Here is a 15,786-nt window from a genome sequence, read left to right as displayed (position 1 = left end):
GTCCATCGTCTAAGGAGTAGCTGAACCGTATGAGTCCCGAGGAATTTGAAAAGAGCTTCAAGAAGGCGCGTAAGGAGCGCTTCGATACTCCTTATAACCACGTCTACAGGAGTTTTGAGCGGCTCGGATACGACTCCAAGGAGCCGGAGTATTTTCAGGAGCATGCCTCCGAGATGATTGAGGCTCTACGGGAAGAGACGTGGAAGCACTACCTTGAGGTGGAGTCAGGTTTCACCGTCGACTCCTTGGAGGAACTGGCGCTTTCCGGCTCTAACCAAGAGATAATTGAGGCTTCCGGAGATTCTGAGCTCGTCTACTTCTTGAAGAACTACTCAGATCATCTATACAAGCTTCTGTTGTCGAACACGCAGAGCCGTCGTTCTCGGGCTGGCAGTGAGTTCGAAGCGATGATTGAGCTCGTCATTATTGGTGCTGGTGTTTCCGTCGATAGCCAAGGGGTCATCGGCAAGAAGAACATTATGGTGCGTGACCTCGGCAAGTCTGTCGATCTCGTTGTCCCAGGCGTAGTACAAAACCGCGCACACAAGGGTAAAACCGTTCTGGTCAGCGCAAAGACCTCGTTGCGCGAGCGCTGGGCTGAGGTGTCCGAGGAAGTTGCCCGTACGGGGGCGGGCGGCGTCTACTTGGCGACCTTGGACGAGACGATCAGTGCGGATACCATCCAAAAGCTGTACGACACCAATATCTTCATCGCGACAACCAAGCGGATTAAAGATGAGAAATACGCCGATAACAACAAAGTGAGCACGTTTGAAGAGCTCATCGCCGAATGTTTGGACAAGAGTTCCTACTGGGAGGGGCATAACTACGACGACGAAGAGTTGTCGGAGATTGAGAAGCTTCTCCAACGGCAACTGGTGAAGCATACGAAGAGGCCGTTCTTGGCGAAGCACTACGAAGATCGGAAGCACAAGCTAGTAAATAGCGGCCACTAAGTTCGCTCCGAGTGGTGACGCCGAGGCAACTATGTGGTTGTCTCGACGTTTGCGTATTTCAATGTTCTAACAATGCCCCTTCGATGCTCGTGGGGCACAGCCGCGCCGTGCAGGGCAGACTATCCGTCAATAATGGCATCCGCCACAGGGGATGGCCGCAGACCTAGTACCGTTTTTAAGGCAACGAGGATCACCGAAGTGTGCGCCCTAGCAGTCGTGTTGAGACGATGTGGACTACCGAGAGTTCGGGCTAGTGTCCTCGAGCAACACGCGAACTATTTGTTCGGCCAGGGCGTTGATGACGGGCACCGCAACTGAGTTACCAAACTGCTTATAGCTTTGGGTGTTGCTTACAGGAATGATGAACTCCTCGGGGAAGCCTTGCAAGCGCGCAGCCTCGCGAGGAGTCAGCTTGCGTGGGTTTTTCCCTTTTTGTTCGATGAGGATCTCGCTCCCGTCCTTGTAGTAACGGGCGGAGATTGTGCTGGTGTACGGGCTCTCGGGGGTGAAAAGAGAGTAGCCGAAGCCGTTGCCCTTCGCCTTGTGCTCGTGCTTTCTGCGTTGGTGGCCGTGCCATAGCCGGTCGGAAATAGTGAAGCGGTCGTCAACCTCTGACTCTAGGATGTCTCCCACGCGGGTTGGAAGCGAAGAGGGCTCGGGGGCAACGAAATCATCGAGATTAGGTACGGAATCACGGTTGAACCCCACGATGTAGATGCGCTCGCGGTTTTGGGGCACACCAAAGTCCCGGGCCTTGAACAGAAAGGTATGTGTTTCGTAGTTCAGCTGGTCGAGAGTATCAGTGATAGTCCTGAAGGTTCGCCCACGATCGTGACTCTTGAGGTTCTTGACGTTCTCTAACAGAAAGGCGCGAGGCCGCTTCTCCTTGAGAATCCGTGCAATATCGAAAAATAGCGTACCGCGGGTGTCGTCGAATCCCCGCTTGAGGCCCGCTTGGCTAAAGGCTTGGCAGGGGAACCCGCCGACCAAGATGTCATGATCGGGGATCTCCTTCTCGTCGATGGCGGTGATATCCCCTTCGGGAACCTCGCCAAAATTGGCGGTGTAGGTCTTCGCGGCGAATCTATCAATCTCCGAGGTAAATACAGACTTCACCTCTCCCGTTTGATGAAATCCTAGGCGGGTGCCACCGATGCCAGCGAACAAGTCGATCATTTTGAGCGGTGCCTGCTCGTTGTTGGGAAAGGGAGCGCGCTCAGGGAAGGACATGATGCGATTGAAGGTTGTGGCGTCGGGCTCCGAGACCCCGAGTTCCCAATCGCGGATCATGCGGTGCCCATTGAGGGGCAGCCCAACGGCATCGGCGAGCTCTTTCGTGCTCATGTTGAGGCGAGCGCGCTTGTCCGAAATCTGGCTGGACGTCGAGGGCGTAGACATATCGAACGGGAGGGCAGATTCGGTGTTATCGTGTGCAGGCATAATCAGTTCTTGAATCCCATGTAGTTGTCTGGGCAATGGGGATGGGGCCGAACAGTTCTAAGCCTAAAGACCGTGGTTGTCGCAGTCTTGCTCGCTCACAGGCTGTTCTACTGGTGTGTTGCGGCCAATATACTCGGCGCGCGATCGTGGTTCTCAAGTTAGCAGCCCGTATCGACATGGAGTCCTTCACCCCTCACATAGCGTCGAACATGTGTTCCATATCGGGTTGGGAGATGTGCTGCGATTGCTGGTGCAGCACACAGCGTCGATAAGCGCAGAAGCGGCCGTCGCCTCGAAAGTGAGGAGACGGCCGTCCTAGCAGCTGGAGCGGGTTTAGGCCTCGCCCTCGAAGAGGGTGGTCACCGAGCCGTTTTCGAAGATCTCGTGGATCGTCTTGGCCAGCAGCGGGGCGATGGGCAACACGGTGAGGTTGTCCCAGCCCTCGGGGTTCTGCGGCAGGGTGTCGGTGGTGATGACTTCCTTGGCGCCGCACTTGGAGAGGCGCTCGCGGGCGGGATCAGAGAACACGCCGTGGGTGCAGCCGATGATGACATCGCCGGCGCCGGCTTCCTTGAGCACGTTCACGGCACCAGAGATCGTGCCGCCGGTGTCGATCATGTCGTCGAGGAGCACGCAGGTGCGGCCTTCGACGTCGCCGACCACGCGGTTCGCGGTGACCTTATTGGCTTCGTCCACGGAGCGGGTCTTGTGCACGAAGGCCATGGGGGAGTCGCCGAGGATATTGGCCCACTTTTCGGCCATCTTCACGCGGCCAGCGTCCGGAGAAACCACGCAGATGTTGTTGAGCTCGTAGTTGCTCTTGATGTAGTCGGTGAGGATCGGCATGGCGTGCATGTGATCGACGGGGCCGTCGAAGAAGCCCTGGATCTGGTCGGTGTGCAGGTCCACAGACACGATGCGATCCGCGCCGGCGGTCTTGAGTAGATCAGCCACCAGACGGGCGGAGATGGGCTCGCGGCCGCGGTGCTTCTTGTCTTGGCGGGCGTAGGGGTAGAAGGGCAGGATCGCGGTGATGCGCTTGGCGGAGCCGCGCTTGAGCGCATCGATCATGATCAGTTGCTCCATCAGCAGCTTGTTCAGTGGCTGAGTGTGGGACTGGATCACGAAGGCGTCACAGCCGCGTACGGATTCCTCGAACCGCACAAAGATTTCGCCATTGGCGAAGTCGCGGGCGGTGGTGGGGGTCAATTCGGTACCCAGCTCACGTGCCACTTCCTCACCGAGTGCCGGGTTTCCCCGGCCGGAAAACACCATGAGGTTCTTTTGGTTATCTGTCCACTGGCCAGTCATCGTAATTCGATGCCTTACCTTTCCTTATACTTGCTTGGGTTTGCGGGCGGCAGCTGCAGCGTCGGCAGCTGGGGTGTTTGGTCGCTTGCGCTCTACCCACCCTTCGATGTTGCGCTGTTTGCCGCCCGAGACTACGAGCGAACCTGCAGGTACATCATCTTTAATTACTGTACCTGCCCCGGAGTACACGCCGTCACCAATGGTCACCGGAGCGACGATCATGGTGTCGGAACCGAGGCGCACATGGCTGCCAACGACGGAGCGGTGCTTGTCCACGCCGTCGTAGTTGACGAACACCGAGGAGCAGCCGATGTTGGAGTCCTCGCCCACCTCGGCATCGCCGATGTAGGTGAGGTGCGGAACCTTGGAACCGCGGCCAATCTGGGCGTTTTTGGACTCGACGAAGCCGCCGAGCTTGCCGTTCTCGCCGAGATCGGTGCCCGGGCGCAGGTAGGTGAACGGGCCTACGGAGGCACCAGCGCCGATGTGGGAGTCGAAGCCGTGGGTGCGCACCACCTGGGCGCCTTCGCCCACCTTCACGTTGCTCAGCGTGGTGTCGGGGCCGATCTCGGCGCCATCAGCGATGGTGGTGCTGCCCTTGAGCTGGGTGCCGGGGTGAATGGTCACATCTTGGCCGATCTGCACGGTGCAGTCGATGAAGGTGGTGGCGGGATCGTCGATGGTGGCGCCGTCGCGCATGGCGGCCTCGCAGAGGCGACGGTTGAATTCTTTGCTCATCGCGGCCAACTGCACGCGATCATTGACTCCCGACACGTAGTAGGGGTCGGCGAGCTTGTGGGCGCGCACCAGCTTGCCGGAGGTGCGGGCGATCTTGATCACGTCGGTGAGGTAGAGCTCACCCTGGGCATTGTTGGTGTCCAGCTGGGTGAGCGCCTGGCGGAGCAGCGCGGCATCAAAGGCGTAGACGGCCGAGTTAATCTCGGTGACGGCGCGCTGGGCGTCGGTGGCGTCTTTTTCCTCCACGATCTCGGTGACGCGCCCATCTTCATCGCGGATGATGCGGCCATAGCCGTGGGGATTATCCACCGCGGTAGTCAGCACGGTGACCGCGGCCTGCGGGGCGCTGGTGTGCGTGCGCACGAGCTGCTGCAGGGTCTCGGCGTTGAGCGCCGGGATATCGGAGGTGGTGACCACCACGGTGCCGGCGAAGTCCGCCGGTAGGGCCTCTAAGCCGACGCCGACAGCATGGCCGGTGCCGTTTTGCTCCTCCTGCACCGCGGTGTGCACGGTCGGGGAGTGCGGCAGGGCCGGGGCCTCGGCCGCAATGGCGGGGACTACCTGTTCGCGGCCGTGGCCGACAACAGCAATGAGATGGGTGGGGTTGATGCCCGCCGCGGCGTGCAGGCCATGCGCCAGCATGGAACGGCCGGCAACATGGTGCAGCATTTTCGGAGTGGCGGACTTCATGCGGGTGCCAGCACCCGCAGCGAGCATGATCACTGCGGTGGCGGCGGAAGTATGGGAAGTATCTGACATAAAAGATTAGGCAACTTTGTCTCGATAGCGTTTCGTGTACGGCTCTAAAAGTACCATTAGCTGAGCCCAGAAACGGGTGACTTCGAGGCGCTGGGGTGTGGTGGCGGCCGAGATGGCGTCGATAAGCGAGAAGGAGCTGCTGGGGCTAGGAGGAGGGGCTGGAGACATCGGCGATCCTGCGGGAAAAGAGCACGCCCACCGCGCCCAAGCCCGCGAGGAACACCAGCGCCCACTCCTCACCGAAGTAGGCGAAAAGCCCAGATATTACGCCGGTGAAGAGCAAGATGATGCCCATGGTGGTGTTGGCCACGGCCACATAGCGGGTGCGCACATCGCCCTCGGCCATGTCCACGATGTAGGTTTTGCGGGCCACGCGGATAGCGGTGTGGGCGAGGGTGACCACGAAAAACAGTGCGGGATAGAGCCAGGGGTGCCAGCTGGTGGGCGCCCACCAATAGCAGGAGACCACCGCCACCAAGGCCAGCGAGGAGACGGCGGCCCCGAGCGTCATCACCCTTTTGGAGGAACGATCCGACCAGATCCCCGAGATCCGGCCACCGAGCACCGCGGCCAGCCCGGAGGCCACGAGGAAGGATCCGAGACCGGCAAGCAGATCGGTGCTTTCCTCGGAGAGCGCCACAATGAACGCCGGCGATAGCGCGGAGACCAAGAGCAGTGAGCGCAGAATCACAAAGTTACGGAAGTCCCGATCCCCACTGAGGAGGGTGCGCACATCGCTGATCCAGCCGGCGGTGGGGCGCTGGGATTGATCGGCGGCCACTGCGGGCTCCTGGATGCGGTGGAAGACCAGCGCGCTAATCAGCCACAGCCCGGCGGCGAGGAGGATGAGCGCCGCCAATATCCAGTCGGGGGCGCGATCGCGCATGAGTCGCACCTCGCCGCCGACGGCGATGGCCACTATGCCGCCGATCATCGTGGAGGTGCCGTTGATGCGGCCACGGCGGCCCTTGGGGATGGTGCGCCCTTGCACGTCCTTGGATGCGATCGAGCACAGGGAGCGGGAGAGGGCAAAACCAATAAGCGCGAGGATCACGCATAGCCCCAGCCACCAGCCATCGAGCAGCAGGGCGCCCAGACCGATGATGGCGGAGCTCACCGCCTGGCCAAGTGCGCCCGCCACCCAGATGCCGGCGCGCCGCTCATGCCGCATCACCCACGGGGTGAGCGGCGCTTGCGGCAGCATCGGCCCCGACTCGCGGATGGGTACCAGCAACGCGATAAAGAACGCGGGAGTGCCGGCGGCGGCGAGTAGCCACGGCAGCACGGTCTTAGCCGCCACGAATTGATCGCCCACATTCTGCAGGCTATTGGCGGCAATGAGGCGGCGACCATTGGCCTTCTCCTGCGCGGACGCTGCTGCGGCGTCCTCAGGTCGCTGCGTGGACATCGTGATTCTCCCTGTGGTGCGTCGGGGCGGGGTAGCCGTGCGGGCTGCGAGCGCGGGATGCATCCGCGCGCTGCGAGGTAGTAGTTCCTGTGATGCTAAGCCCTGCGCTATAGCGCCGCAGCGCTAAGGCCGCACTGTCAAAAATGCGGCTGCACTAAGTGGTACGTGCTTTTTATGCAGTTCAGAGGGGCATTATCGACGCTGCGCTGGCGAGGAAAGAGTGTGCGAAAGCGCAGTGGAGGTGTCCGAGGCGTCGTTAGACTAAGTGACGTACTACAGACGTATCGCAGCAGCGCGCAGGGAGACATGCATGAGCACACCGAGCAGGAACACAGAGACCGACCAGGCATTCCGCGGCTTCGCCGTCCTCGACCTTGAGACCACGGGGGTGCGCAGCAGCGACAGGATCCTCGAGATCGGCATCGTGATGCTCGATACCCAAGCGCAGCCCGAACGCTATTGGCGTAGCTTGGTGCAGCCGAATCGCGGCTTCGATAATTCCCATATTCACCACATTGAGCCGCGCGATCTCGTCAATGCCCCCAGCTTTGAGCAGCTGGCCGGCCACCTCGCCGAGGTGCTGCAGGGGCGCATTGTGGTGGCCCATAACGCCTCCTTCGAACGCCGCTTTCTCAGCGATGAATTCGCACGAGTGGGGGTGCAGTTGCCGGGCACCGCATGGACACTCGATACCTGCGTCCTCTCGCGCCGGCTATTGCCTGGGGCGCCGGGCAAGCTATCTGCCTGCCTCGAAGTAATCGGGGTGAATAACCTCGCCGCCCACACCGCGCTCGCCGACGCCGCCGCCACCACCGAGCTCTTCGTTGAGCTGCTGCGCCGGCATCCCGAGCTGGGCGCTGCTGCCGCGCCGCTGGTATTCACTGCTGCGCAGCTGGACGCCCTGCCGGAGTCGTCTGCTCCCTGCATCGCTCGGGCGGACGGGCTCTTCGGCAGCGAACCTTGCGGCCCGATCAGCGAGTGGGCTGCGGCGAGTGCAGACGCCGCCTTTGCTGCGGAGTCCGCGTGGCTGCGGCGGCTGACCACCGCCATGCCCTCCACTGGCGATGCGCAATCCGATCGCTACTGCGCGACGCTGGCACAGGCGATGGTGGACGGCCGGCTCACGACGGAGGAACTCGATCAGTTGGGTCGGGTGGCGCAGAGCTATGGACTCGAAGCCGAGGACATCAGTGAACTGCATGAGCATTACCTCAAACAACTGGTGATTGAGGCGTGGGCCGATGGGGTGGTCACTGAGCGCGAGCGCCTCTGGCTCGGTCATATCGCCGAGCAGCTGTGCATTGACCACGCGCGCTTTCGGCAGCTGCTCGCCCAGCCAGGTGAGCAGGAGGTGCAGGACGGGCAGGCCCCAGTGGCGGCGGAGGTATGCGCACTCGCGCCGGGAGACCGTGTTACCTTCACCGGGGCGATGGTCACCCCGCGCGAAGCTTGGGAGGCCCGCGCCCGCGAGGCCGGATTGAGTGTGGGCGGGGTGATCGCGTCCTCGCGGCTCGTGGTGGCCGCCGATGTGCACACCATGTCCGGCAAGGCGAAGAAAGCGCGAGCCCTCGGCGTGGAGATCATCGATGAGGTGAGCTTCGCCCGGGCGTTGGCGGCGATGACGGCGTCCATCAACGCCACAGAAAAGGACCCCGAGGACCACGGCCACGCCGAGCTTATCGCTGCAGTGTTCCCATGGCTGGAGACGGAAAATGCCGCCGCCGCGCCAGACACAATGGCTGTGGTGGAGGCCTGGCTGGGGCGGGGGAGCACCACCGCGCTGGGGCAGCTCTCACCCTATCTTCGGCCCGGGTTGGTGCCGGAGAGCCCGCTGTGGACCAAGGTGCGGCGGCGGCTGGGCATTCCGTCCGAGGCGGGGATTACCGAGCTCACCGTCGAGGAGCTGGCGGATCTGCCCGGGATTGGGCGGGTGCGCCTGCAGAAGTTGCTGAATGAGGTGGTGCTGCTCGCGCTGGATGAGTACGAGACGGGCGGCTCGGAGGATGCAGTAGGGGGCGACACAGCGCCCGCGGGTGCCGATGGCCTGGTGGAGCAGTTGCTTTATGAGGATCCCGCCCACGGCGATGCCTCCGTGCTGCTGGATTGGTTGGCGTTGACCGGCGCGGCCGACAGTGCGCTGGGGGATAAGGAGACAATTCCCGAAAGCGTCGCGGCTGCGGCGGCCGCCTTGGATAGACGGACAGAAACCGTGGCATGGGCTGCTTGCGTGGAGATAGCGGAGGTAGTGGCCGCTGATGCGCGCTTTGCCCCGATTCTCGATGAACGCTTAGCCGGGCCGGCATCCCTGCAAACCCTGGGCGATCGCTTCGGGGTGAGCCGCGAGCGCGTCCGCCAGCTTGAGAGCATGCTCTGCGCTGGGCTTGGCGCTATCGGGCCGGTGTGTGAGCTGGTACAAGCCGCCGTGCGCGAGCGCGTGGGCATAGCACGGCCAGTAAAGGAGATCTATCGGCTGCTGCCCGCGCTGCGTTCCACTCCCGCGGGAGTGGAGACGGACCTACTAACTCTCCTGCCCATGGTGGGTGCGTCCGGATCATGGGGCCTAGAGTTCATTGACGGCTCCGATTCCGCGGCGGAGGAGACGGGCCGTTGGCTCGTCCGTGCCGGCTTCGCCGCCGCGGTGGACAAGGCCATTACCGCCGCTGCCGATAACTATGGCGTGCTCACACTAGAAGAACTCGCGAGCGCCGTGGGCGCGGATACTGCCTTGATGCGGGAGTGGATAGACACCCATACCCCCTATGCGCTCTATAAAGACCATGTGCTCAGCGACACCGGATCGGTGGTTGCTCGGGCCAGTGCGGTGCTGCGCATTGAGGGTGAGCCCATGAGCACGGAGCAGCTGCACGCGGTGCTGTCTGATCGCAGTAGCCGCTCTATCGATGGCAGCCTGTCCAGTGCCGAGCATGTGCAGCGCTGTGGGGCGCGCACATGGGCGCTGCGCGAGTGGGGTAAAGAAGAGTGGACCACGATCTCGGATTTCATCGGGGCGCGGCTGGCGCAGGCGAATGCGGCCGATCCTGAGCGTCGCACATCGGTGCCGCTGCGGGAGCTTATCGCCGAGGCCACCGGATATGGGGTGGCGGAAAACTCGGTGCGGGCCTTTGCTGCCACCGGCGACTTCGTGGTCGAGCATGGCCAGGTGCGCTACCGCACTGAGGAGGAGGCGCTGGTCAATCACGCCCTGCCCGAGGAGACCAAGGGGCTCTACCTCCGCGACGGCGAGTGGAATCTCCTGCTGCGCGTGAGTCACGATCACGTCCGCGGCTCCGGCACCGGCATCAGCCTCGGCGTGCTCGCCATCTACGATGTGCCCTTCGGTGAGACGCGGATGATTCCCAGCCGGCTGGGGGAGCAGCGCCTGACCTGGGGTAAAACCACTGTCTCGCTGGGCACGATCTCCCGCTTTATTCAGGATCTCGGCCTCGAAGAGGGCGAGCGCATGTGGTTGCGCTTTGGCGAGAGCTTCGACATCGCCCGTGCCCCCGCCGAGCGGGACGACGCCGAGGGCCTGGTGCTGCTCATCAACCGCATCGGCCTTGACGAGGAGTTCCTCGACGCCGATGGTGTGCTGGTGGACTGGGCGTGCCCCGAGGTGGTGATCGCCGCGCTCAATCTCGCGATGGGGTTGCCGGCGGAGTGTGCTCGCCGGAAAACCGTGCGCCGGCTGCGGGATCGCGGCGATGATGAGCTGGCCGAGCTGGTCCGCACCTTCTAGCTGGCGCAGGGAGGCGTCGGCCGCGCCGCACTGAGCCTCCCCCACGTACCGAGCGGTCTAGAGTAAAACGCCAGCTAGAAAGGGTATTGACCTTATATTGCAGCCATTTAGCGGGGGTAGTGTGCAAAATAAGTAGACAGAGATGTCTATGATGGCGACATGCACACACCAACTATTCCCGTCATTGACTTCTCTCGGCTGCGCAGCCCGGAGCATCCCGGATATGAAGACGAGCTTCATGCCTTGCTCCAGGCGGCGCACGAGGTGGGCTTTTTTTACCTTGCCCACCACGGCATTGATCCCCGCGCCCGCGAGGGGCTCTTGGCCGAGGCTAAATCCTTTTTCGCCCAGCCCGCCGCGCAGAAGCGGCGCATCTCCCAGGTGCATTCCCCGCACTATCGCGGCTATACCGCCACCGGCACCGAACGCACCCAGGGTTTGCGCGATTGGCGCGAGCAGCTGGATATCGGCCCCGAGCTGCCCGCCGAGCTCGAGAAGGTGCCGGAGCAGCCGTGGAAGATCCTGCAAGGGCCCAATCAATGGCCCGCGGATCAACCCGAGCTCAAAGACCGCGCGCTGGCGTGGTTTGCGCAGCTCGAAGGCATCGGCGCCGGCCTGCTGCGGGCCTGGGCGGTGGCCTTCGGTGAGGGGGAGGACTTTTTCGCCGAGGCCTTCCGCGCCCCGCACTCACTGCTGAAGATCGTGCACTATCCCGCCCACGATCTCTCAGCCACCCGCCAGGGCGTCGGCGCGCACCATGACGCCGGTTTTATCACCCTGCTCACGGTGGAGGAGGGCTCCCGCGGCCTGCAGGTGCTTGTCGACGGCCGCTGGGTGAATGTTCCCGCCATCGAGGATTATCTCATCGTCAATATCGGCGAGCTGCTCAGCGTGGCCACCGGCGGCTACCTCAAGGCCACCCCGCACCGGGTGTTGCCTTCCGCGCCGGGCACGGACCGTTTCTCCATTCCCTTCTTCTATAGCCCTGCGCTCGATGCCGAGGTGCCCCGCATCAGCCTCCCGCCGGAGCTCACTGACTCGCCCACGGAGGTGGGCGTGGATCTCGATGGCGAGCAGATCTACAGCACCAATGGCTTAAATGCCCTGAAGTCTCGACTGCGTGCCCACCCTGATGTCACCCAGAAATATCACCAACACATCGCGGATAACTTCGCGGATATCGTCGATAAGCACAAGAAAGCAGCCTAAAACCATGATTAAGAAGATTGCCGCCGCCGCAGTGTGCGTCCTGGGCCTTAGCGCCTGTAGCGCCCAGCCGGATGAGAACACGCTCACCGTTGTTGCCTCGCCCGAGCCGCATGCTCGGATTCTGGAATATATCGCAGACGAGGGCCTCGCAGAGGGAGTGGAGTTGGATGTGAAGGTGATCCAAGGGGGAATCGATCCCAATCACGTGACCACCCACGGCGATGCCGACGCCAACTTCTTCCAGCACCAGCCCTACTTAGAAGAATGGAGCGAGGAGAATGACGATCACAGCCTGCGCAGTGTCGCCAACGTGCACCTGGAGCCGCTGACGCTGTTTTCTACCAGCATTGATTCCCTCGAGTCGCTGCCTGACGGCGCCACGGTGACCATACCCAACGACCCGGTGAATCGCGCCCGCGCCCTGGCGTTGCTTGCCGATACCGGGCTGATCGAGGTGGAGGATCGCGGCGCCGAGACGGCCGTGGAGGATATCACCGCCAATCCGCGCGAGCTGACCATCACGCCTGTCGACGCCCGCCTGCTGCCGCAAACGCTGGAGGATGAGGATGTGGCCGCGGCGGTGATCAATGGCAATTTCGCACTCGAAGCTGGGCTGGACTACGCAGAAGATGGTCTTGCCGCCGAGAAGCCGGAGAATAACCCCTATGTGAATATTCTGGTGGCGCCGGAGGATAAGGCAGACTCGCCGGCGGTACAGGCCCTCGCCCAGGCGCTTGAGTCCCAAGAAGTCGCCGATTTTATCCGCGCTGAGTACCAGAGCGCAGTGCTGCCCGCGCACTAATACTGTGACTCGAGCCGCACGCACGGGGCGGCGGGGACTCTTACACTGGAGACTATGAGCGCAGATACCCCACGGAAAATCATTCTCGATTGCGATCCCGGCCACGATGACGCTGTGGCCATCATCCTCGCCGGCGGCAACCCCGCCATCGACCTGGTGGGCATTACCACCATCGGCGGCAACCAGACCTTAGAGAAGGTCACCCACAACGCCCGCGCTGTGGCCACCGCGGCTCGGCTGGACACCGTGGTCTATGCCGGCTGCGATCGCCCGCTGGTGCGGCCGCTGAGCGTCGCCGCCGATGTGCACGGCGAGAACGGCCTGGACGGGGCCACCTTGCCCACGCCGCGGGTGCCGCTCGGCGAGCAACACGGCGTGGACTTCATCATTGACACCATCATGGCCAGTGAGGACGGAGAGATCACTCTCGTGCCCACCGGCCCGCTAACCAATATCGCTCTCGCGGTGCGTAAAGAGCCGCGCATTGTGCACAAGGTGCGCGAGGTGGTGCTCATGGGCGGCGGCTATCACACCGGAAACCGCACGGCCTGGGCCGAGTTCAATGTCTACGTGGACCCGGAAGCCGCGCATATCGTGTTCAACGCCGGCTGGCCGGTGACCATGGTGGGGCTAGATCTCACCCACCAGGCGCTCGCGACCCGCGAGGTCGAGCAGAATATCGCGCAGCTGGGCACCGAGTGCTCGCAATTGGTGGTGGATCTCTGCGGTTTCTTCCGCGAGGCCTATCGGGAAAACCAGGGATTTGACGATCCGCCGGTGCACGATCCCTGCACGATCGCCTATCTCATCGATCCCGAGTGTGTGGCCACCCGCCGCGCCCCCATCGACGTCGAGCTGCAGGGCAGTCTCACCACCGGCATGACCGTGGTGGATTTCCGTGCCCCCGCCGGCCCCGAGTGCCCCACCCAGGTCGCCACCACCCTAGACCATGGCCGTTTCTGGCAGCTGATCACCGAGGCCATCGCGGCAGTAGAGGATAAGCCCGAGCTGTAGCCGCTCGGCGCTTGCGGCCTGGGGATACGCCAACGCCCAGCCTCGCCCCGATAGAACAGGGGAGAGGCTGGGCGTTCGTGTATAGAACCCGTGGCCCGCGTGGGGCCGGTGCGGGTATTAGGAGCGGGCGGTGTGGCTAGCGACCGCGTGCAGGCCGGCATCGGTCATGTGGAACATGAGCTTGTGCGGGCTGCGGGCGGTGGTGTCCACGATGCCGGTGATCCAGCGATCATTGGAGCACATTTCGTGGCCATCGGAGATCGGCTTGGTGTCCACGAAGGTGGCGCGGCTATCACGGGAGGCGTTGACTTGGGCCCACTGCAGGTGGCGCTCGACGTCATTGACGGCGCGGGCAGGAATGCCCAGCGGCACATTGGGGATCACGTTGATCAGGCACACGCCGCCTTCCGCATTGGCCACATGCGGCATGCCGACAACCTTCACGCGGGCGTTCGGGGCATAGCGCTTGGCCTTGTCGATAGAGTGGCGGATCGCGTGGTAGAGATCGCGCTCAATATCGGGCAGGGACTGGCTGCTCATCCGCGAGTAGGTGTCATTGCCGCCGGCGAAGATGACCACCTCGGAGGTGCCGCTGTTGAGCTTGCCGCGCTGTGCCGCGGTGTCAATGGCGAAGTCCACGCGCATGCCGCCGCTCATGAAGCTCGCGCCGGGGCAGGTGAAATCATCCACGGGCTTGCCCGAGACGCGGGCATAGGTGCCGGAGAAAAGACCATCGCTGCCGCATCCCACCTGGTTGAGATGGGCGTTCGGGGTGATGACGCGAGCCTGCTCAGGGAGCTTGGAGGCAACGAAGTCCTCGATGCTCGGATTGGCGGGCATGGAATCGCCGACCACGACGACATTGCCAGGTGCCGCGTGGGACGGCGCCGGCAAGGCGGCGGAGATGCCCATAGCAGCGGCTGCGGCGGTCACAAGAGACAGCACCTTAGTGCGGGTCTGAGATGCAGACTTCATGAAGTTCTTTCCAATCGGGTCACGGAAAACATCGGCACCGCCCGTCGGCGGCATCACTGATGTATATCGCTGGGGAGCCTATCAGGTGTTACCTCAATGAGACTTTACTCTTGTCACAGAGGTTTACAGAGCGGGTGTGTAGGGCCGCAAAAATATGTCTCGATGCTGAGCGGGAGCTATGCCCGAATGGGGGGTGGGCGAGTGGTGCCCGTGGGGGTGTGGACCGCGCGGGCATGCTGGGCAGGCATCGAGCGTGTCGCCGACGAAAGGCGGCAGTGTAGCAGCTCTGCGAAGAAAGAGGGTGGGCCCTCTCGATCGGGGGTGCACACTGTGTTCCGACTGGCGGACTATGTGCAGTTCAGGTGGGGAAATAAAAAAGCTTCCCCACCAGGACTCGAACCTAGAATGACGGTACCAAAAACCGTAGTGTTGCCAATTACACCATGGGGAAACGCACATGCCCTACGGCCGTGCGCTAGAAATCCTACAACATAGCGTCGGGGGCGTGCCAATCGTTGGTGGGGGAGGCATGAGGGGAAAGATGAGACTGAGGGATGCATAAGCGTATAGGCTCTACGGCATGGTTAAGCGGAGGATGACCGGCAAGCAGCGCCGCGAGCAACTAGTAGAAGTAGGACGCACAGTATTTGCTGAGCGCGGGCTCAAGGGCACCAGCGTGGAGGAGATTGCCTCTCGCGCAGGGGTGTCTAAGCCGGTGGTGTACGAGCACTTCGGTGGCAAAGAGGGGCTCTATGCCGAGGTTGTGGACCGCGATACGCAGCTGATGCGCTCGGTGATTGAAAATGCCCTGAACTGTTCCGGCTACCGCCGTCGGGTGGAGTCTGCGGTGATGGCCTTCCTGTCTTTTGTGGAAGACCACACCGATGAGTTCACCATCCTGACCCGCGATGTGGACCCCGAGCAGCACAACACCTATTCCACGCTGCTCAATGACACCGTGGGCAAAGTCTCCTATATTCTGGCCGGCGCTTTCGAAAAGTCGGGGCTCAACCCCGATGTGGCGGTGCTCTATGGCCAAGCGCTGGTGGGTATGGCCTCCTCCACGGCGCAGTGGTGGCTGGATGTGCGCGAGCCCAGCAAAGAAGTGGTGGCCGCGCATATCGTTAATCTCTGCTGGAATGGCCTGGCCGGCATGGTGGCTGATCCCAGCCTGCGCGATCCGGAGCTGAAGACGGTCGGCGAAAACGCCAAGTACTATCAGCCCACCGAAACCCCCGAGGCCCTGCAGCGCGCCCATAGCCGCCGCACCGCCCAGAGCGACAGCGCCCGCAGCGATGGCGCCCAGAACCCGGCAGGCGAGGACTCTGCAGCAGACTCCACCTCGGCTGCGGACTAGCCCGATACCTGATACCCCTGCTACCGGCGCGCTGTCGCGCCGGCTCTGCTGCTGCCCGCATCTCGCCTACGAGTAGTATCA

General features: G+C 62.6%; 10 protein-coding genes and 1 pseudogene. 6 read left to right on the top strand and 5 right to left on the bottom strand.

Translation table 11 applies throughout. From position 1 onward, the window contains the following. The first annotated feature begins 29 nt into the window (after positions 1-29). Positions 30-956 carry a type II restriction endonuclease gene (locus GBB14_RS02380; protein WP_151530106.1) on the top strand — a complete coding sequence of 309 codons (927 nt, stop codon included), beginning with the start codon at positions 30-32 and terminating at the stop codon, positions 954-956. Positions 957-1,190: 234 nt separating this feature from the next. Here GBB14_RS02380 and dcm read toward each other — a convergent pair whose 3' ends face one another. The 4 genes from dcm to GBB14_RS02360 all read right to left on the bottom strand — a co-directional run bounded on the left by dcm (position 1,191) and on the right by GBB14_RS02360 (position 6,612). Next, the gene (gene dcm / locus GBB14_RS02375; protein WP_225976663.1) at positions 1,191-2,396 is read right to left on the bottom strand and encodes a DNA (cytosine-5-)-methyltransferase; all 1,206 of its coding nucleotides are present in this window, start codon (positions 2,394-2,396) and stop codon (positions 1,191-1,193) included. 333 nt (positions 2,397-2,729) lie between these two features. Continuing rightward, complete coding sequence (locus GBB14_RS02370) at positions 2,730-3,707, bottom strand: ribose-phosphate diphosphokinase (RefSeq protein WP_151530107.1); 978 nt, start codon at positions 3,705-3,707, stop codon at positions 2,730-2,732. A 24-nt stretch (positions 3,708-3,731) separates the two neighbouring features. Continuing rightward, entirely contained in the window at positions 3,732-5,204 is a 1,473-nt protein-coding gene (gene glmU, locus GBB14_RS02365; protein ID WP_151530108.1) for a bifunctional UDP-N-acetylglucosamine diphosphorylase/glucosamine-1-phosphate N-acetyltransferase GlmU, read from the bottom strand. 145 nt (positions 5,205-5,349) lie between these two features. Continuing rightward, positions 5,350-6,612 (bottom strand): MFS transporter, encoded by a 1,263-nt coding sequence (locus GBB14_RS02360; protein WP_151530109.1) that lies wholly within the window; start codon positions 6,610-6,612, stop codon positions 5,350-5,352. A 310-nt stretch (positions 6,613-6,922) separates the two neighbouring features. On the opposite strand from GBB14_RS02360, the gene GBB14_RS02355 reads away from it, so the two are divergent. The 4 genes from GBB14_RS02355 (at position 6,923) to GBB14_RS02340 (ending at position 13,373) form a co-directional block, all read left to right on the top strand. Beyond that, complete coding sequence (locus tag GBB14_RS02355; RefSeq protein WP_151530110.1) at positions 6,923-10,348, top strand: exonuclease domain-containing protein; 3,426 nt, start codon at positions 6,923-6,925, stop codon at positions 10,346-10,348. A gap of 159 nt (positions 10,349-10,507) precedes the next feature. Further along, positions 10,508-11,557 (top strand): isopenicillin N synthase family oxygenase, encoded by a 1,050-nt coding sequence (locus tag GBB14_RS02350; protein ID WP_151530111.1) that lies wholly within the window; start codon positions 10,508-10,510, stop codon positions 11,555-11,557. A 4-nt stretch (positions 11,558-11,561) separates the two neighbouring features. Next, positions 11,562-12,359 (top strand): MetQ/NlpA family ABC transporter substrate-binding protein, encoded by a 798-nt coding sequence (locus GBB14_RS02345; RefSeq protein WP_192796211.1) that lies wholly within the window; start codon positions 11,562-11,564, stop codon positions 12,357-12,359. A 54-nt stretch (positions 12,360-12,413) separates the two neighbouring features. Further along, complete coding sequence (locus GBB14_RS02340) at positions 12,414-13,373, top strand: nucleoside hydrolase (RefSeq protein WP_151530113.1); 960 nt, start codon at positions 12,414-12,416, stop codon at positions 13,371-13,373. A 117-nt stretch (positions 13,374-13,490) separates the two neighbouring features. On the opposite strand, the gene GBB14_RS02335 is transcribed toward GBB14_RS02340, so the two are convergent. Next, on the bottom strand, positions 13,491-14,348 hold the full coding sequence (locus tag GBB14_RS02335; RefSeq protein ID WP_192796212.1) for a GDSL-type esterase/lipase family protein: 858 nt from the start codon (positions 14,346-14,348) through the stop codon (positions 13,491-13,493). Positions 14,349-14,928: 580 nt separating this feature from the next. Here GBB14_RS02335 and GBB14_RS02330 point away from each other — a divergent pair. After that, positions 14,929-15,528, top strand: a pseudogene (locus GBB14_RS02330) (TetR family transcriptional regulator); the annotation flags it as partial. Positions 15,529-15,786 lie beyond the last annotated feature (258 nt).

Origin of the sequence: Corynebacterium sp. 51B (assembly GCF_008930785.1) — a bacterium.
Classification (GTDB): domain Bacteria; phylum Actinomycetota; class Actinomycetes; order Mycobacteriales; family Mycobacteriaceae; genus Corynebacterium; species Corynebacterium megadyptis.
This window is presented reverse-complemented; position numbering and strand designations above follow the sequence as displayed.